Genomic DNA, 16511 nt, shown 5'->3' with positions numbered 1-16511 from the left:
TCCGCGAGTTCCGACTGCGGCCCTTCGTTTCAGGGCAGGGCGTGGCGACAAGATGGCGGCAGCTTTCCCTTGGTCGCCCTGGCGACCATAGGGAACGCCGACACCCGCGGGGTTCGCGCGCGCCCATTTCGGGCCGAAGCGGGCTTGCAGCGCCATGTTGGCGCCGCAAAGCAGATGCCATCGGCCTGCCCCCGGGCGGAGGCATCTGCACTGTCGAGCGGAATCGTGTAGCCCGCTCAACTCCGCTCCTGGCAGCCGGTCAGACGAAGTCGCGCTGCAGGGCCTCGAACTTCGCGACCTGATCGGTGAGCAGTTCGCGCTTCTCGTCGCGCCGGACGAAGACCTTGAACATCGCCTCGCCGGCGCCGTTGAAAAACTGCACCGAGCAGGAACGGCGGCCATGGAACTGCCGGTCGACCAAAGCGATGGTCTGGCAATTGCCGGCCTTGATATGCCCGCCGATCGGGCTGTCGCCATGGATGTTGTAATAGCCGTGGCCGAAGGAGCCGACCGGCAGCGAGCCCTCGCATTCGAGCACGATGTCGGGCGTGTGCACGATGAAGAGCACGGTGCCCCAGCTCGAGAGCTCCAGCCAGAGCGCCTCGAAGCGCTCCGCCGGGATGAAGCGGCGCTGGTTGTCCGGCGCCGCCTCGAGCACGGCGAGCGTCGACACGCCGACCTCGCGGGCGATCGCCTCGATGACCCCGTCCGGCTTGGCGGCGAGCGCCTGCCTGACGCGTTCCATGGGCTCCGTGACCGGCGGTTCCTGGCCTGCCGGAGCAAGCGCCTGCGAGATCGGCATGTCCACCCTCCCCTTATTCGGCCGCCTGGAGCGGCAGATGCGGGTTGTGCTCGGTCAGCACCGTCTCGAAGCCCTCGAACTCGGGATGGCCGAGGAAGACCGGCTTCGGCCGCGCCTGGCCGGCCTTGCTGTGCGACTCGCGGAACTGCTCGGATTTGGTCCAGGCGGTGAAGTCCTCCTTCGAGGCCCAGGTCGTGTGCGAGGAGTAGAGCGTGTGATCCTCCTTCTCCGGCCCCTTGAGCAGGTGGAAGGCGATGAAGCCCTTCATCTCGTCGAGCCGGGTCTTGCGCGACGACCAGATGGTCTCGAACGTCGCCTCCTCCCCCTTGATGACCTTGAAGCGGTTCATGGCGATGAACATGGGATTTCCTCGATAGGCTGACGGAGAAAGACAAGCGGGCGGCGCAGACGCGCGGAACCGCGCCGAGCCGGCGACCGCACTTGACCCCTCTTAGTAAAACTGAATATCACCGTCAACAACGGCTCAGTAATCATAGTTTTTAATGATTATAAAGAGAGCCTATACTTTGGAATCACTGTAAGCAGTCGGCGCCACCCGGAGTCTGGAGGCATCGCGCTGCGGCACCCGACGAGACCGAGCCATGCAATACATGCCATCGCCCGCGACCGCCCCCCTTGCCGGCATCAAGGCCAAGCGCCTCGGCCGGGAACTCGCGGCCGCCATCGGCTTGACCTTTCTCGCAGCTTCCGGCCCCGGCAGCAGCGAGGCCTGGTCGAGCCGGATGGCGCAGACCGCCTTCGGCTTCGTTGCCAGCGCCCAGGCACAGACCACCCAGCGCATCGTCGCGGTCGGCGGCGTCGTTACCGAAGTGCTCTATGCGCTCGGACTGCAGGACAGCATCGTCGGTGTCGACACCACCAGCCTGTGGCCGCCGGAGGCGCTGAAAGAGAAGAAGAATGTCGGCTATGTCCGGGCGCTCTCGGCCGAGGGCGTGCTCTCGCTGAAGCCGTCCCTGGTGATCGCGGTCGAAGGCGCCGGCCCGCCCGACGCGATGGCGCTCGTGCGCGAGGCCGGCCTGTCCATGGCGCCGGTTCCCGAGGCGTTGACGCCCGAGGCGGTGGTCTCGAAGATCGAGATCATCGGCAAGGCCGCCGGCGCCGCCGAGCCGGCGCGGCAGCTCGCCGCCGGCGTCAAGGCCCGCTTCGCCGAACTCGACAAGCTGCGCGCCGGCCTGCCGGGCAAGAAGCGCGTACTCTTCGTGCTCTCGCTGCAGAACGGTCGCACCATGGTCGGCGGCCGCAACAGCACCGCCGACGCCATCATCGCGCTCGCCGGCGGCGTCAACGCCGCCGAGGCGGTCGAGGGCTTCAAGCCCATGACCGACGAAGCGATCATCACCGCCGCCCCGGATTATGTGCTGATGATGCGTCACAGCGCTGCTCCCTCCCAGACGCCCGAGGAGCTCTTCGCCTTGCCGGCCTTCTCGCAGACGCCGGCCGCCAAGACGAAGGGTCTGATCCGCATGGACGGGCTCTACCTTCTCGGCTTCGGTCCGCGGACCCCGGATGCCGCCCGCGACCTGATGGCCGCGCTTTATCCGGAGGCCAAGATCGCCCAGCTTCCCGGGGCGAAATGACCCTCGCCATGAAGCCAGCCACGGTGCCCGGCGCGACCGCGCTGGCGAGGCTGACCGCCAGCCGCCGGCAGCGCAACCTCGTCGCCGGCGGCGTCCTGCTCGGGTTGTGCCTGCTGCTGATGCTGCTCTCGCTCGGCGCCGGCGCCTTCGCCATCGCGCCCGGGCGTGTCGCCGAGATCCTGCTGGCGCGCCTCGGCAGCGGACCGGCCGAGTTGCTCGACAGCCGCGAGGCGCTGGTCGTGCTCAACATCCGCATGCCGCGCTTGCTGCTCGGCGCGCTGGTCGGCGCGGCGCTCGCCATTTCCGGCGCCCTGATGCAGGGCCTGTTCCGCAACCCGCTCGCCGATCCAGGGCTGGTGGGCGTCTCGGCCGGCGCCGGCCTCGCAGCCGCCGCGACGATCGTGCTCGGCGACCGGCTGCTGGCGAGCATGGGTATGGGCATCAAATTGCCCTTCGCCGCATTGCCCTTCGGTGCCTTCTTCGGTGGGTTGATCTCGACGCTGGCGCTCTACCTGATTGCGACGCGCGAGGGGCGGACTTCGGTCGCCACCATGCTGCTGGCCGGCGTCGCGCTCGGAGCGCTCGCCGGCTCGCTCACCGGGCTGCTCGCTTACATTTCGGACGACCGGCAGTTGCGCGACCTCACCTTCTGGTCGATGGGCAGCCTCGGCGGGGCGAGCTGGAGCAAGCTTTCCGTCGTCGCGCCGATCGTGCTGCCGCTCCTGGTGGCCGTGCCCTTCCTCGCGCGCGGCCTCAACGCGCTGATGCTCGGGGAAGCCGAGGCCTTCCATCTCGGCATCCCCGTGCAGCGGATCAAGGCGATGGCCGTGGTGCTCGTCGCCCTCTCCGTCGGTGCGAGCGTCGCCGCCGCCGGCGTGATCGGCTTCGTCGGCATCGTCGTGCCGCACCTGATCCGCCTGCTGATCGGCCCGGATCATCGCCTGCTGCTGCCGCTTTCGGCCATCGGCGGCGCGACGCTCCTCGTCGGCGCCGACATCGTCGCGCGTCTGATCGTCGTCCCGGCCGAACTGCCGATCGGCATCGTCACCGCCTTCATCGGCGCGCCCTTCTTCCTCTGGCTGCTGCTGCGCCGCGGCCGGATCGCCGAAAGCTGAGAGGGAGGAGCGCAATCATGACCACGATCCTCGAAGCCCGGGATCTGCATTTCCGCGTTCGCGGCACCGCTTTGGTGCGCGATGCCTCGCTGCAGCTCGACGCTGGCACGACCTCGATCATCGTCGGCCCGAACGGGGCCGGAAAATCGACCCTGCTCAAGCTCCTGACCGGCGAGCTGACCCCGGCTCAGGGTAACGTCCGGCTCGACGGCGCCCCGCTCGCCGGCGCGCCCGCCTGGAAGCTCGCCTGCCAGCGTGCGGTGATGTCGCAGAACCAGCGGCTCGCCTTCCCGTTCAGCGTCTACGAAGTCGCCAGACTCGGCCTGGAGGGCGTCGGCCGCGCCCAGTCGCGCAGCCGCAGCGAGCAGATCATCGCCGAGGCGCTCGAGACCGCCGGCGTGCTCGGCCTCGCTAGCCGCGAGTACCAGACGCTCTCCGGCGGCGAGCAGCAGCGCGTGCAGTTCGCCAGGGCGCTCTGCCAGCTCGAGGCCGGCCGCTCGGTCGCCGAGCGGCAGATCCTCTTCCTCGACGAGCCGATCGCCAGCCTCGATCTCTGCCACCAGCTCGCTCTGCTCGATGCCGCCCGCGCCATAGCGACGCAAGGGGCGGCGGTGCTGATCGTCCTGCACGACCTCAACCTCGCCGTGACCTATGCCGACAAGCTGCTGGTGATGCATGAAGGCGCGATCGTCGCCCAGGGCGCGCCGGCCGCAATTCTCGACGATGCCCTGCTGCGCGGCGTCTTCCGCGTCGATCTCGCCTTCAGCCGGCTGCCGCCGACCGGATTGCCCTTCCTGCTGCCGCAGCAGCATCTGCGCGCGACGACCGGCCCGGCCTTGCGCGCCGCGGGCGCCTGATATCCGCAAGAAAGCGTTGGTCCGGCGTCGCTGCGGGTCTATAGCCAAGCGCTCCCCCCGCTTTGCGACCGTGCCATGACCGAACAGATCGACCGTCTTTCCTTCCCGAAGGATCGCATCCGCGTCCTGCTGCTGGAAGGCATCAACGATTCCGCCGTCGCGATCCTGCAGAACGCCGGCTACACCAACCTGACCCGGCTGCCGAAGGCACTCGACGAGGCCCAGCTCGTCGAGGCGATCGCCAAGACGCATATCCTCGGCATCCGCTCGCGCACCCAGCTCACCGGCACGGCGCTGGCGGCCGCGCAGCGGCTCTTCGCCGTCGGCTGCTTCTCGGTCGGCACCAACCAGGTCGATCTCGACGCCGCGCGGCTGCGCGGCATCCCGGTCTTCAACGCGCCCTTCTCGAACACCCGCAGCGTCGCCGAGCTGACCATCGGCGAGATCGTCATGCTGCTGCGCCGGATTCCCGACCGCTCGCGCTCGGCCCATCAGGGTGGCTGGGACAAGTCGGCCAACGGCGCCTTCGAGGTCCGCGGCAAGACGCTCGGCATCGTCGGCTACGGCAATATCGGCAGCCAGCTCTCCAACATCGCCGAGGCGATGGGCATGCGGGTGATCTACTACGATCACACCGACCGTCTGCGCCATGGCAACACCGAGCCGGTCGAGAGCCTCGCCGCACTGCTTTCCGGCAGCGATATCGTCTCGCTGCACGTGCCGGAGACGCCGGCCACCCATGGCATGATCGGCAAGGCCGAGATCGCCCTGATGAAGCAGGGCGCCTATCTCATCAACAATTCGCGCGGCACGGTCGTCGATCTCGAGGCGCTCGCCGAGGCCCTGAAGAGCGGGCATCTCGGCGGCGCCGCGGTCGACGTCTTCCCGAAGGAGCCGGCCTCCAACAACGACCGCTTCGTCACCCCGCTCCAGGGCCTGCCCAACGTCATCCTGACCCCGCATATCGGCGGCTCGACCGAGGAGGCGCAGGAGCGCATCGGCGCCGAGGTGGCGCGCAAGCTCGTCGACTATTCCGATGTCGGCTCGACCGTCGGCGCGGTGAACTTCCCGCAGGTCCAGTTGCCGGCGCGGCCGGCGGGCACGCGCTTCATCCAGGTCCAGCGCAACGCGCCGGGCATGCTGCGCCGTCTCAACGACGTCTTCGCCAGCCGCAACATCAACATCGCCGCCCAGAACTTCCAGACTGATGGCGAGATCGGCTATGTCGTGATGGAGGCCGAGCCGGTCGGCGAGGTCGCGCGCGAGATCATCGAGGAGATCCGCACCCTCGACGGCACGATCCGCGCCCGCCTGCTCTACGAGCGCGGCTGAGCGCAGGCGGTTCAGCCGGCCTGCAGCTTCAGCCCGACGATCCCGGCGAGGACGAGCGCGATCCAGAACAGCCGCGCCGCCGTCGCCGGCTCACCGAAGATCAGGATGCCGACGGCGACCGAGCCGGCGGCGCCGATCCCCGTCCAGACCGCATAGGCGGTTCCGAGCGGCAGCACTTCGAGCGCCTTGATCAGCAGGGCGACGAAGACGACCAGCAGGACGACCGAGGCCAGCGCCCAGGGCGTATCGCGAAAGCCATCGGCCTTCTTCATGGAGAACGCCCAGGCGACGTCGACGACGCCGGATGCGATCAGGGCGAACCAGGCCCAGCCGGCGGTCATGACGCCCTCGCAGCGCTGGCCTGCGCCTGCGGCAGCGCCGCGGCGAAGCTCTCGGCAAGCTGGCTCAGCCTGGCACGGGCCTTGTCGCGGGCGGCCGCGATCGCCGGCTCCGGCCCGATCGTCGGCCCCTGCCCGACCACTGCGATCTCGCCGAGCCCGATGAAGCGCAGCGCCGCCTGAAGATAGGGCGTCGCCAGATCGGGCCGCCCCCAGCTCGGGCCGTCGCTGTAGTCGCCCGCGCTGGCGATGATCGCGAGCGTCGGGCGCGGCCGCAGCAGCGGCGTATAGCCCTTCGCGGGATCGAAGCGGAACGCCAGTCCCGGCTGCGTCACCAGATCCAGCCAGTGCTTGAGCTTGTAGGGAATCCCGAAATTCCACATCGGCGTCGCGATCACCACGAGATCGGCGGCGTCGAGCCGGGCGACCATCGCCTCGATGGTGCGCCACGCCGCGGCTTCGCGCGGAGCCAGCACTCGCCCGGCCAGGCGGGCATATTTCGCCGCCAGCGCCGCCCCGTCGAACTCCGGCAGCGGCTCGCGCCAGAGATCGAGCGTATCGACCTCCAGCTCCGGCACCAGCTCGTGCAGACGGGTCAGGAAAGCCGCAGCGGCCGCGCGCGAGGCGGAATCGCCCTGGCGCGGCGAGGCTTGAACGAGCAGCAGTCTCGGCATGTGTTCGGCTCCGATGGGTTGCGCCCAGGCGGCGCATCACGACCGAAATGCCTCGCGCTGCCGCGAACCGAAATGCTTGCGTTGCGATCAGAATTCGCATGAATGCGAAGCATGCTGAACCATGACGATCTCGCTCTGGTCCTCGCCATCGCCCGCGCCGGCCGCATGAAGCCGGCAGCCGAGGCGCTGCAAGCCCATCCCGCCACGGTCTATCGCCGCCTGGAAGCGCTGGAACACCGGCTCGGCGGCAAGCTCTTCGAGCGGATCGACGGCCGCCAGGCACCGACCGCCCTGGCCGAGGAGATCGTCGCCGAGGCGGAGGCGATCGCGGAACGGCTCGACGCGCTCAACCGCGCGGTCAGCGGCCGCGACGCGCGGCTCGGCGGGCCCCTCACCGTGACCACGACCGATACGCTGCAGGCCCTGGTGATGCCGGTCGCCGCCGCCTTCGGCCGTCTGCACCCAAGACTGGAGCTGCGGCTCGATGTGTCCAGCGCCATGGCCGACATGCGGCGGAACGAGGCCGACATCGCGATCCGCCCGACACGCGCGCCGCCGGACACCCTGATCGGTACGAAGCTCGGCAGCTTCGACTATGCGGTCTACACGCGAGGATCGGAACCGCATCCGGCGAGCCTCGCCGCGCTCATCGCCGCAGGCGGCTGGATCGGCCTGTCGGGCGAGATCGCCCAGACGCCGGCAGCGCGCTGGCTCGATGCGCATGTCCCGCCGCCGGCGCGCATCGCCTCGGTCAATCTGATGCTCGGCGCCGCGCTCGCGGCACGGTCAGGGGCCTATGCGCTGTTGCCGGCCTATCTCGGCGATGATCCGCTCTTCGGACTTGCGCGGGTGAGCCCGCCGGTGCCGGAGCTGCGTTCGCAGGTCTGGCTGCTGACCCATCCGGACCTGCGCTACGCCGCCAAGGTCAGGGCCTTCATGGCCTTCGCCGGCAAGGCGCTGCGTCAGGCCCTGCGAGAAGACCGGCCCCGCGACGAACCTTAGGCGACGCCGAGATTGAGCAGGTCGTGCACATGCACGAGGCCGACAGGGCGCTCGTCCGCATCCGCGACGATCAGCGCCGTCACCCGCATCCGGTTGACCATTTCCAGCGCCTCGGCCGCCAGCGCGTCCGGCGCGATCCGGCGCGGGTTCGCCGTCATCACGTCGCGCGCCAGCCGGCCGCCCCAGCCACTGCCGAGCTTGCGGCGCAGATCGCCGTCGGTGACGATTCCGGCGAGCTTGCCCTCTGGGTCGATGACGATGGCACAGCCAAAGCTCTTGGCCGAAATCATCTCGACCACATCGGCCATCGCCGCCGTCGCGCCGACGATCGGCAGGCGCTCGCCCTGATGCATGATGCTGGCGACGGTCTTGAGCTGCGCGCCGAGCTTGCCGCCGGGGTGGTAGACGTAGAAGTCCTGGCGCGAGAAGCCGCGCGCCTCGAGCAGCGCGACGGCGAGCGCATCGCCGAGCGCCATCTGCATCGTCGTCGAGGTCGTCGGCGCAAGCCCGTTCGGACAGGCTTCCTCGGCCTTGGGCAGGACGAGCGCGATATCGGCCTCACGCCCAAGCGCGCTGTCGGCATTGGCGGTGATCGCGATCAGCCCGACCCGGAAGCGGCGCGTATAGGCGACGATCGCCGAGAGCTCGGCCGCCTCCCCGGACCAGGACAGCGCGACGACCACGTCCTCGGGCTGGACCATGCCGAGATCGCCATGACTGGCCTCGGCCGGGTGGACGAAATGCGCGGGCGTCCCTGTCGAGGCGAGCGTCGCCGCGATCTTGCGCCCGACATGGCCGGACTTGCCCATGCCGGTGATCACGACCCGGCCGGACGCGGCCCGGATCATCTCGACGGCGGCGGCGAAGGGCGCGGCAAGCCCGTTGCCGATGGCGGCATGGAGCGCATCGAGCCCGGCGCGCTCGGTGGCGATGGTGCGGAGGGCGGAAGCGCTGATGGTCGCGGTCATGGCGGGCGTCTAGCACGATGAGCAGCCGGCTGGCCACCATCACGCCCGCGTTGACGGGCCATTAACCCTCTTCGTTCTAACTCCGTTAACCATGCGCGCCATCCCGGTGCGCAGCGTCCTGTTTATGCCGGAGCCTCGGCCTGCCCGTGACCCGTTTCGCCAAGATCTGCTGGCTGGCCGGCGTCGCGAGCTGTTGCGGCGTGGCCGGGTTGCTGGCCTGGCCGCGGGACGGCCTCGCGCAGACGCTGGACGAACCGGCCCCGCGGGCACGATCCTCGGGCCTGCGCACCGGCACGCCGCAATATGTTGCCCAGCAGCGCGCTCCGGAGAATGCCGAAACCGGCTCCGCCACGCCCGAGGCGATCAGCGATCCTGCCGCACTCGTCCAGAGCCAGCAAAGCGCCATCTCGCAGCGCCAGCCGGCGCGCGCAGCCCGGCCGGTCCAGTCCCCGGCCCTGCGCGGCGTGACCCAGCGCCAGTTCCGCGCGCCGCAGCCCGTCGTAACCGGGCTGCCGCCGGTGCCGGCCGCCCCGCCGCCTCCGCCGCGCCGCCGCGCCCCGGAGGAGGACCCCTACGCGCCGCTCGGCTTGCGCTTCGGCGCCGTCACCTTGCGCCCCGCGATCGGCGAGTCGATCGGCTATGACACCAACCCCTCGCGCGTCTCCGGCCCGAGCAAGGGCTCGGCCTTCAGCCGCACCGAGGGCGAGCTCGGCATCCAGTCCGACTGGAACGTGCACGAGCTGACCGGTTCGCTGCGCGGCGGCTACAGCCACTATTTCCGCGACGACAACGCCTCGCGCCCGGACGCTCAGGGCAACATGTCGCTGCGCCTCGATGCGACGCGCGACACCCGCATCCTGCTCGAATCCCGGCTGGTGCTGGACACGCAGCGCCCCGGCTCGCCCGATCTCACCGCCGCGGTGAAGGGCCGGCCGATCACCTGGGCCTATGGCGCCTCCGCCGGCGTCACCCACGACATCAACCGCCTGCAGCTCACCCTGCGCGGCTCCATCGACCGCCAGGACTACGAGAATGCCGAGCTTACCAACGGCCGCACGCTCAGCCAGGCCGACCGCAACCAGACGCAGTACAGCCTGAGGCTGCGCGCCGCCTATGAGGTGACGCCGGGCTTCAGGCCCTTCGTCCAGACCGAAATCGACACGCGGCAATACGACGAGAAGGTCGATTCGAACGGCTATATGCGCTCCTCGGACGGCTATACCGCCCGCCTCGGCTCGACCTTCGAGATCAGCCGCATGCTCACCGGCGAAGTCTCGGTCGGCTATCAGGACCGCAAATACCAAGACCCGCGCCTGAAGAATCTGCGCGGCATGGTCGGCGACGCCGCGATCCTGTGGACTCCGACCCCGCTGACCACGGTGACCCTGCGCGGCACCGCCGAACTCGGCGACACCACCATCGCCGGCTCGAGCGGCACCACGGCACGGCGCGTCAGCCTTGAAGTGGCGCATGCGCTCAGGCGCAACCTCACCGTCACCGGCTTCACCACCTTCCAGCGCACCGACTATGAAGGGCAGGGCCTGCGCGAGGACCTTTCGACCATTGGCGCACGGCTCGACTACAAGCTGACCCGCACCTTCTCGGTCCGCGCCAGCTTCACCCATGAGCGCCTGAACTCGACCCAGCCGGGCTCGGACTACACCGCCAATGTCTCGCTGGTCGGCCTCAGGATGCAGTTCTGACGCAGTATCACTCCCGGGCGAAGCGAAGCGCATACCCGCGATTCTCAGGCCGATAGAGGCTCTCTAGAACGAGACCGTCCTGCAAGAGATGCTCGGGTCAAGCCCGAGCATGACGCTGAACTTGGCGCTACCGCCCCAGCAGCCGGCCGATCTCTTCGCGCAATTGCGGGCCGAGATCGCCGCGATCCAGCGCATAGGCGAGGTTGGCGGCAAGGAAGCCGATCTTCGAGCCGGTGTCGTAGATGTCGCCGTCGAAGCGCACCGCGAAGAACTTCTCGCGCTCGGCCAGGGCGATCATCGAATCGGTCAGCTGGATCTCGCCGCCGGCGCCCTTCTCCTGCTTGGCGAGCAGGTCGAAGATCGTCGGCTGCAGGATGTAGCGGCCGGTGATGTGCAGGTTCGACGGCGCCGTGCCCTTGGGCGGCTTCTCGACCATGCCGGTGATCTGCGAGACCTTGGCCTTGGCGTCGAGAACGCCGACGATGCCGTATTGATGGGTCTGGTCCTCCGGCACCGGCGCGACCGCGATATGGTTGCCGCCATGCTCGGCATGGGCCTCGATCATCTCGGCGAGGCAGCCCTTGCCGCGGGTATGGTGCAGCATGTCGGGCAGGAGCAGCGCGAAGGGCTCGTCGCCGATGATGTCGCGGGCGCACCAGACGGCATGGCCGAGGCCGAGCGGGCCCTGCTGGCGGGTGAAGCTCGCCGCACCGGCCGCCGGCAGATCCTGCTTCAGTGCTTCGAGCTCCTTCACCTTGCCGCGCTTGGCGAGCGTGTCGTCAAGCTCGTAGGCCATGTCGAAATGGTCCTCGATCACGCCCTTGTTGCGGCCGGTGACGAAGACGAAATGCTCGATGCCCGCCGCGCGCGCCTCGTCGACCACATGCTGGACGACCGGACGGTCGACGATGGTCAGCATCTCCTTCGGGATCGCCTTGGTGGCGGGGAGGAAACGCGTGCCCAGCCCTGCGACCGGAAACACCGCCTTGCGGATCTTCTTGCTCATGCGCATCCATCTCGCGCGCCAGGCAGCGCGCGCCTGCTAGATTCGGAGGGCTTCGGGGAAGCCGGCTTCGCCCCGTTCAATGCCGGCTCCTGGAGGCTGTCGTCCAATTCTGGCGAAAAGACGGGCCGCCTCCAAAAGATCGATACCAGTCGCGCCTTGCCGGAACGTCAATATCTTCGCACTTAAATCGCCGGCAAGCCGTCGCCGGATCGTCGCTTTTACGGGCTCTCTTGCCAGCGATTCGCCCCGCTCGTGCCGATGACGCGGGTGGGCTGGCCCGGGCGCACGCAATCGCGTTTTATGCTGCCGGTATGACAAGGAGACGATGATGGCAATTCTGGTTTCGGGCGGCGCCGGCTATATCGGCAGCCATATGGTGCTGGAGCTGCTCGACCGCGGCGAGAAGGTCGTGGTGCTCGACGATCTCTCGACCGGTTTCTGGTGGGCGGTGCCGCCGGAGGCGGTTTTCGTCAAAGGCGACATGGGTGACCAGGCGCTGGTCGAGCGCACCATTGCCGAGCACGGCATCACCGAGATCGCCCATTTCGCTGCCAGGATCGTCGTGCCCGATTCGGTCTCCGACCCGCTCGGCTACTACCTCAACAACACCGTGAAGACGCGGGCCCTGCTGGAGAGCGCCGTGCGCGCCGGCGTCAGGCACGTGATCTTCTCCTCGACCGCCGCCGTCTATGGCGAGCCGCCGGTCTCGCCGGTGCCCGAGGAGATCGTGCTGAACCCGATCAACCCCTATGGCCGCTCCAAGCTGATGAGCGAATGGATGCTCGCCGACACCGCCAAGGCCCATGGCCTCAGCTATGTCGCCCTGCGCTATTTCAACGTCGCCGGCGCCGATCCCAGGGGCCGCTCCGGCCAGTCCTCGGCCGGCGCCACCCATCTGATCAAGGTCGCGAGCCAGGCGGCGCTCGGCCAGCGCGCGGGGCTCGAGATCTTCGGAACCGACTATCCGACGCCGGACGGCACCTGCGTGCGCGACTATATCCACGTCACCGACCTCGCCCGCGCCCATCTTTCGGCGCTCGACCATCTGCGCGCCGGCGGCGACAGCCTGACGCTGAACTGCGGCTATGGTCGCGGCTATTCGGTGAAGCAGGTGGTCGAGGTGGTGAAGAAGGTCTCGGGCGTCGACTTCCCGGTCAAGCTCTCGCCGCGCCGCGCCGGCGACCCGGCCTCGCTGATCGCCGGGGCGGACCGGATCCGCAACGAGCTCGGCTGGCGGCCGGAGCATGACGATCTCGAGGAGATCGTGACCCAGGCGCTGGCCTGGGAGGAGAGCCTGCGCAAGCGCAATGCGAGCTGACGCCCGGGATTTTCCGCGGCCTTAACCTATGGTTAACCTCGTTCAGGCGCTGTGTCGGGAAAGACCGTCCAGCGACCGTGCCAGGGAACCGACATGCGCCGCCTTTCCGCCTTCGCCATCGCAGCCCTGCTCGGCCTCGGGCCTGCCCTCGCGCAGACCACGGGGTCGATCAATCCGGCCCGCGCGCAGGCTCCAAAGCCGGCGCCGCGGCCGGCGGCGAATGCCGGCTTCGACAGCTTCCTGAAGACCCTCTGGCCGCTGGCGCAGACCCGCGGCATCTCGCGAAAGACCTTCGACATCGCCTTCCAGGGCGTGGTGCCCGATCCCTCGATCATCGCCCTGACCCGCAAGCAGTCGGAATTCGTCGCGCCGATCTGGGGCTATCTCAACAGCGCCGTCGGCGGCGCCCGGATCTCGCGCGGCCGCGAAATGCTCGCCGCCCATGCCGGCGTGCTGGCCCAGGCCGAATCCCGCTATGGCGTGCCCAAGGAGATCATCCTCGGCATCTGGGGGATGGAGACCAATTACGGCTCGTTCAAGGGCGACAAGGACGTCATCCGCTCGCTCGCGACGCTCGCCAACATCCGCTATCGCGGCGACTTCTTCCGCGACGAGCTGCTCACCGCGCTGGAGCTGATCGAGAAGGGCTACGCCGGGCGTGACGAGCTGCGCGGCTCCTGGGCCGGCGCCATGGGCCACACCCAGTTCATGCCGTCGAGCTATATGAAATACGCCGTCGACCAGACCGGAGACGGCCATGCCGACATCTGGACCTCGACCAGCGACGCCATCGCCTCGACCGCGAACTACCTGAAGAGCTTCGGCTGGGTGCCCGGCCTGCCCTGGGGCATCGAGGTCGTGGTGCCCGAGGGCTTCGACCACAATCTCTACCGCGCCAGCTTCTCGAGCTTCCGCTCGGCCGGCCTGCGCCGCGCCGATGGCGGTTCGCTGCCGTCCTCGGGCGAGGCAAGGCTGTTCTATCCAGCGGGGCATACCGGCCCGGCCCTGCTGCTGACGGCGAACTTCGACGTCATCAAGAAGTACAACTCCTCCGACGCCTATGCCCTCGCCGTCGGCCATCTCGGCGACCGGATAGCCGGCCGTCCGGCCCTGCAGGGCGAATGGCCGGTCAAGGCGCCGCGCCTCGACAAGAACGGCGTCACGGACCTCCAGCGCCGGCTGAAGAGCCTCGGGCTCTATTCGCACGATGCCGATGGCCGCATCGGCACCGGGACCCGCGACGCCGTGCGCCAGTACCAGCAGCGCGCCGGCCTGCTCGCCGATGGCTGGCCGACGCCGGCGCTGCTGGCCCGGATGAAGGCCGCGCGCTGACTTTCGCCGCGGTTTCTGCTATGGGAAAGGGGTGGTCGGACTGACCGACGCCGGGTAGCCGAGCGATGCGTCTACGCTCCTTCGCCGTGATCCTCGCGGCCTCCGCGCTCCTGCTGCTCACCGGCGGCCCCTCGACCTTCGCCCAGGGCGAACCCCAGCGCCGCAGCCTTTTCAACCTGTTCTGGCAGATGCCGGAGCGACCCGCGGTCCAACCGCGGCAGCGTACCCGGCCGGCGCCGCAGCAGACCCGGCGCCGGCCGCCCCAGATGGTCCGCGATGATCCGGTCATCCCCAAGGTCGACGTCAACCACCACGTCCTCGTCGTCGGCGACACGCTCGCCGACCAGATCGCGATCGGCCTTGCCGACAGCCTGAACGACCGGGCCGATGTCGCCGTGCAGCGCAAGGCCAAGGCCGATAGCGGTCTGGTCCGCACCGATTTCTACGACTGGCCGAAGGCGGTGGTGGAGCTGCTCGCCGCCGACCCCAAGATCATGGTCGGCGTCATCTCGCTGGGCCCCAACGATCGCCAGGCGATCCGCGAGGGCGACGTCACCCATGAGCCGCTGAGCGAGCGTTGGCTGCAGATCTACCGCTCCCGCGTCGAGACGATAACGGCGGCCTTCGCGGCAAGGCGGGTGCCGCTGATCTGGGCCGGCGCGCCGCCGATGCAGAATACCCGGCTCTCGACCGATCTCACCGTGCTGAACGACGTCTTCCGCAAGAGCGTCGAGGCCTCCGGCGGGCAGTTCGTCGATCTCTGGACCCCCTATCTCGACGCCGAGAACCGCTACAGCGCGATGGGTCCGGACGTGGACGGCCAGACCACCAGGCTGCGCCTCGGCGACGGCGTGCACTTCACCAAGGCCGGCGCCCGCAAGGCCGCCCATTTCGTCGACGTCCTGATCCGCCGCATCCTCGACCATACGCCGAGCGAGAACGTCATCGCCCTGCCCTCCGATCCCGGGACCGCCGGACCGGTACCACCGGAGCAGCAGCCGGGCGCCATCGAGCGCCTGATCGACCGCATGGTCAGCGGCCGGACGGACGATCTCGCGCTTGTCCCGGTCATCCCCGTGCGGCCGCTCGCGGGTCCGATCCTGCCCCTGACCGGCGCTCCGCCGGCGGTCGGTGAATCCGCGCTGCTGGCCTCGATCCAGGATGCCCGCGGCCGCGGGGATACTGCGACCCAGCTCGACCGGATTTTCGGAGATGGTGTCGCGCCGGAGCCGAAGCCGGGCCGCGCCGATGATTTCCGCTGGCCGAGGCCGAACTGACCCGCGCCCTGCGGGGCTTCAGCCGAGCTGGAAAAGCTCGAACCGCTCCATCTCCGCATCGACCCGCCGACGCAGCTCCGCCGAGGGCGCCGGCTCGAGCCAGGTCCATTGCTGAATCAGCAGCTTGCGCGCCGCCCTGTCGGCCTTGAGGTCGGCGACGGCGACGATCCGGTCTCCCACCAGCACCGGCAGGCCGAAATAGCCGAAGGCGCGCTTCTCCTTCGGCAGATAGGCCTCGAAAAGGTGGTCGTAGCCGAAGAACAGCTTCAGCCGCTTGCGCTGGATGATCAGCGGATCGAACGGCGACAGGATGTGGACGAGCTCCTCGCCCGCCGGCGCCGCCGGCTCCAGAACCTCCGGCGCGGCCCAATGCGGCGAGGTCGAGGCCCCCTCGATCGTGACCTCGACCAATTGCCTGCGCTTCACCCTGGCGGCGATCAGCTCGGCCACGGCCTTCTTGCTGGGCGCGTCGAGATGGCAGATCGAATCGAGGCTGACGACGCCCTGCGCGCGCAGGGCCCGGTCGAGCTTGTAGGCGACGACCTGCCGCTCGGAGGCCGGCGTCGGCCGCTTCTCCCAGCCGAAATGCCGGTCCATCAGCTCATAGGTTTTGAGCATGCCGGAACGGGCCGAGATGACGAGTTCGCCATCGTAGAAGGCCCGCTCCAGCAGGCCCTTCGAGGGCTTCTTGCTGGCCCAGAGATGCGTCTTCTCGACCAGGACGTCGGTGTCGATGTCGCGGATGGTGAGCGCGCCCTCCTTGCGGATGCGCGCGAGCAGCTTGCGGGCTTCCTCGCTTCCGCCGACCGAGGACCAGCGTTTCGGCTCCGCCCTGTGTGCCTTCATCGCCGGCAGGAAATAGCGGATATCCGCAGCCGGCACATAGGACAGCGCATGCGTCCAGTACTCGAACACCGCCTTGTCGGCCGACTGCGCCTGCACGAGGTCGGCCCGGCGATAGTCCGGAATCCGGCTGTAGAGGATGTGGTGATGGCAGCGCTCGACCACGTTGATCGTGTCGATCTGGACATAGCCGAGATGCGCGACTGCGGCCTCCGTCGCCGCAGGACCGGCACCGAAGGGCTCGGGCCTGTCGAGGCGCTGGGCCCTGAGCCAGATACTGCGGGCCTGGGCCTTGCCCAGTTCGGGGATCTTGCGGGATCGCGTCGCCATTTGCCACAGGCTAGCG

At 68.9% G+C, this 16511-nt stretch carries 16 protein-coding genes; 9 read left to right on the top strand and 7 right to left on the bottom strand.

Features of this window, described 5'->3' with window-relative positions; translation table 11 throughout:
- Positions 1 to 259: 259 nt before the first annotated feature.
- Both hutX and hmuQ read right to left on the bottom strand, forming a co-directional pair.
- Positions 260 to 745, bottom strand: a complete 486-nt coding sequence (hutX, locus tag RKE40_RS10965; RefSeq protein WP_316018351.1) for a heme utilization cystosolic carrier protein HutX — start codon at positions 743 to 745, stop codon at positions 260 to 262.
- Between the two features lie 70 nt (positions 746 to 815).
- Entirely contained in the window at positions 816 to 1163 is a 348-nt protein-coding gene (hmuQ, locus tag RKE40_RS10960; protein ID WP_316018278.1) for a heme-degrading protein HmuQ, read from the bottom strand.
- A gap of 241 nt (positions 1164 to 1404) precedes the next feature.
- Between hmuQ and RKE40_RS10955 the strand changes: the two genes are divergently transcribed.
- From RKE40_RS10955 to serA, 4 genes are all read left to right on the top strand, one after another.
- On the top strand, positions 1405 to 2400 hold the full coding sequence (locus RKE40_RS10955; RefSeq protein WP_316018277.1) for a heme/hemin ABC transporter substrate-binding protein: 996 nt from the start codon (positions 1405 to 1407) through the stop codon (positions 2398 to 2400).
- Between the two features lie 8 nt (positions 2401 to 2408).
- Positions 2409 to 3515, top strand: coding sequence for a FecCD family ABC transporter permease (locus RKE40_RS10950; protein ID WP_316018276.1), 1107 nt, complete (start codon positions 2409 to 2411; stop codon positions 3513 to 3515).
- Positions 3516 to 3532: 17 nt separating this feature from the next.
- Positions 3533 to 4372, top strand: coding sequence for a heme ABC transporter ATP-binding protein (locus RKE40_RS10945; RefSeq protein ID WP_316018275.1), 840 nt, complete (start codon positions 3533 to 3535; stop codon positions 4370 to 4372).
- Between the two features lie 75 nt (positions 4373 to 4447).
- Entirely contained in the window at positions 4448 to 5704 is a 1257-nt protein-coding gene (gene serA / locus RKE40_RS10940; RefSeq protein ID WP_316018274.1) for a phosphoglycerate dehydrogenase, read from the top strand.
- Between the two features lie 11 nt (positions 5705 to 5715).
- On the opposite strand, the gene RKE40_RS10935 is transcribed toward serA, so the two are convergent.
- Both RKE40_RS10935 and RKE40_RS10930 read right to left on the bottom strand, forming a co-directional pair.
- Positions 5716 to 6045 carry a DMT family transporter gene (locus RKE40_RS10935; RefSeq protein WP_316018273.1) on the bottom strand — a complete coding sequence of 110 codons (330 nt, stop codon included), beginning with the start codon at positions 6043 to 6045 and terminating at the stop codon, positions 5716 to 5718.
- The gene (locus tag RKE40_RS10930) at positions 6042 to 6716 is read right to left on the bottom strand and encodes an FMN-dependent NADH-azoreductase (RefSeq protein ID WP_316018272.1); all 675 of its coding nucleotides are present in this window, start codon (positions 6714 to 6716) and stop codon (positions 6042 to 6044) included. Before RKE40_RS10930 ends, RKE40_RS10935 begins: the two co-directional genes overlap by 4 nt.
- A 111-nt stretch (positions 6717 to 6827) precedes the next feature.
- Between RKE40_RS10930 and RKE40_RS10925 the strand changes: the two genes are divergently transcribed.
- Positions 6828 to 7718: a LysR family transcriptional regulator gene (locus tag RKE40_RS10925; protein WP_316018271.1), complete on the top strand. Its 891-nt coding sequence runs from the start codon at positions 6828 to 6830 to the stop codon at positions 7716 to 7718.
- On the opposite strand, the gene RKE40_RS10920 is transcribed toward RKE40_RS10925, so the two are convergent.
- Entirely contained in the window at positions 7715 to 8686 is a 972-nt protein-coding gene (locus RKE40_RS10920; RefSeq protein WP_316018270.1) for a KpsF/GutQ family sugar-phosphate isomerase, read from the bottom strand. The two genes, RKE40_RS10925 and RKE40_RS10920, sit on opposite strands and share 4 nt — an antisense overlap.
- A 146-nt stretch (positions 8687 to 8832) precedes the next feature.
- On the opposite strand from RKE40_RS10920, the gene RKE40_RS10915 reads away from it, so the two are divergent.
- Positions 8833 to 10389, top strand: coding sequence for an outer membrane beta-barrel protein (locus RKE40_RS10915; protein WP_316018269.1), 1557 nt, complete (start codon positions 8833 to 8835; stop codon positions 10387 to 10389).
- A 127-nt stretch (positions 10390 to 10516) separates the two neighbouring features.
- Here the strand turns inward: RKE40_RS10915 and RKE40_RS10910 are convergent, their stop codons facing one another.
- On the bottom strand, positions 10517 to 11395 hold the full coding sequence (locus tag RKE40_RS10910; RefSeq protein ID WP_316018268.1) for a UTP--glucose-1-phosphate uridylyltransferase: 879 nt from the start codon (positions 11393 to 11395) through the stop codon (positions 10517 to 10519).
- Between the two features lie 328 nt (positions 11396 to 11723).
- Here RKE40_RS10910 and galE point away from each other — a divergent pair, with 328 nt between their 5' ends.
- From galE to RKE40_RS10895, 3 genes are all read left to right on the top strand, one after another.
- The gene (gene galE / locus RKE40_RS10905) at positions 11724 to 12713 is read left to right on the top strand and encodes a UDP-glucose 4-epimerase GalE (protein ID WP_316018267.1); all 990 of its coding nucleotides are present in this window, start codon (positions 11724 to 11726) and stop codon (positions 12711 to 12713) included.
- 93 nt (positions 12714 to 12806) lie between these two features.
- The gene (locus RKE40_RS10900) at positions 12807 to 14045 is read left to right on the top strand and encodes a lytic murein transglycosylase (protein ID WP_316018266.1); all 1239 of its coding nucleotides are present in this window, start codon (positions 12807 to 12809) and stop codon (positions 14043 to 14045) included.
- Between the two features lie 65 nt (positions 14046 to 14110).
- On the top strand, positions 14111 to 15322 hold the full coding sequence (locus tag RKE40_RS10895; protein WP_316018265.1) for an SGNH/GDSL hydrolase family protein: 1212 nt from the start codon (positions 14111 to 14113) through the stop codon (positions 15320 to 15322).
- 18 nt (positions 15323 to 15340) lie between these two features.
- Here the strand turns inward: RKE40_RS10895 and RKE40_RS10890 are convergent, their stop codons facing one another.
- Complete coding sequence (locus RKE40_RS10890) at positions 15341 to 16495, bottom strand: winged helix-turn-helix domain-containing protein (protein WP_316018264.1); 1155 nt, start codon at positions 16493 to 16495, stop codon at positions 15341 to 15343.
- Positions 16496 to 16511: the final 16 nt, after the last annotated feature.

The sequence above is a fragment of the Allobosea rubneri genome (assembly GCF_032464875.1).
GTDB lineage: Bacteria > Pseudomonadota > Alphaproteobacteria > Rhizobiales > Beijerinckiaceae > Allobosea > Allobosea rubneri.
This window is presented reverse-complemented; position numbering and strand designations above follow the sequence as displayed.

Bases quoted from the DNA above. Each gene is read 5' to 3' on its own strand.
- hutX (WP_316018351.1), bottom strand. From the start codon at position 745: ATGGAACGCGTCAGGCAGGCGCTCGCCGCCAAGCCGGACGGGGTCATC.
- hmuQ (WP_316018278.1), bottom strand. From the start codon at position 1,163: ATGTTCATCGCCATGAACCGCTTCAAGGTCATCAAGGGGGAGGAGGCG.
- RKE40_RS10955 (WP_316018277.1), top strand. From the start codon at position 1,405: ATGCAATACATGCCATCGCCCGCGACCGCCCCCCTTGCCGGCATCAAG.
- RKE40_RS10950 (WP_316018276.1), top strand. From the start codon at position 2,409: ATGAAGCCAGCCACGGTGCCCGGCGCGACCGCGCTGGCGAGGCTGACC.
- RKE40_RS10945 (WP_316018275.1), top strand. From the start codon at position 3,533: ATGACCACGATCCTCGAAGCCCGGGATCTGCATTTCCGCGTTCGCGGC.
- serA (WP_316018274.1), top strand. From the start codon at position 4,448: ATGACCGAACAGATCGACCGTCTTTCCTTCCCGAAGGATCGCATCCGC.
- RKE40_RS10935 (WP_316018273.1), bottom strand. From the start codon at position 6,045: ATGACCGCCGGCTGGGCCTGGTTCGCCCTGATCGCATCCGGCGTCGTC.
- RKE40_RS10930 (WP_316018272.1), bottom strand. From the start codon at position 6,716: ATGCCGAGACTGCTGCTCGTTCAAGCCTCGCCGCGCCAGGGCGATTCC.
- RKE40_RS10925 (WP_316018271.1), top strand. From the start codon at position 6,828: ATGCTGAACCATGACGATCTCGCTCTGGTCCTCGCCATCGCCCGCGCC.
- RKE40_RS10920 (WP_316018270.1), bottom strand. From the start codon at position 8,686: ATGACCGCGACCATCAGCGCTTCCGCCCTCCGCACCATCGCCACCGAG.
- RKE40_RS10910 (WP_316018268.1), bottom strand. From the start codon at position 11,395: ATGAGCAAGAAGATCCGCAAGGCGGTGTTTCCGGTCGCAGGGCTGGGC.
- galE (WP_316018267.1), top strand. From the start codon at position 11,724: ATGGCAATTCTGGTTTCGGGCGGCGCCGGCTATATCGGCAGCCATATG.
- RKE40_RS10900 (WP_316018266.1), top strand. From the start codon at position 12,807: ATGCGCCGCCTTTCCGCCTTCGCCATCGCAGCCCTGCTCGGCCTCGGG.
- RKE40_RS10895 (WP_316018265.1), top strand. From the start codon at position 14,111: ATGCGTCTACGCTCCTTCGCCGTGATCCTCGCGGCCTCCGCGCTCCTG.
- RKE40_RS10890 (WP_316018264.1), bottom strand. From the start codon at position 16,495: ATGGCGACGCGATCCCGCAAGATCCCCGAACTGGGCAAGGCCCAGGCC.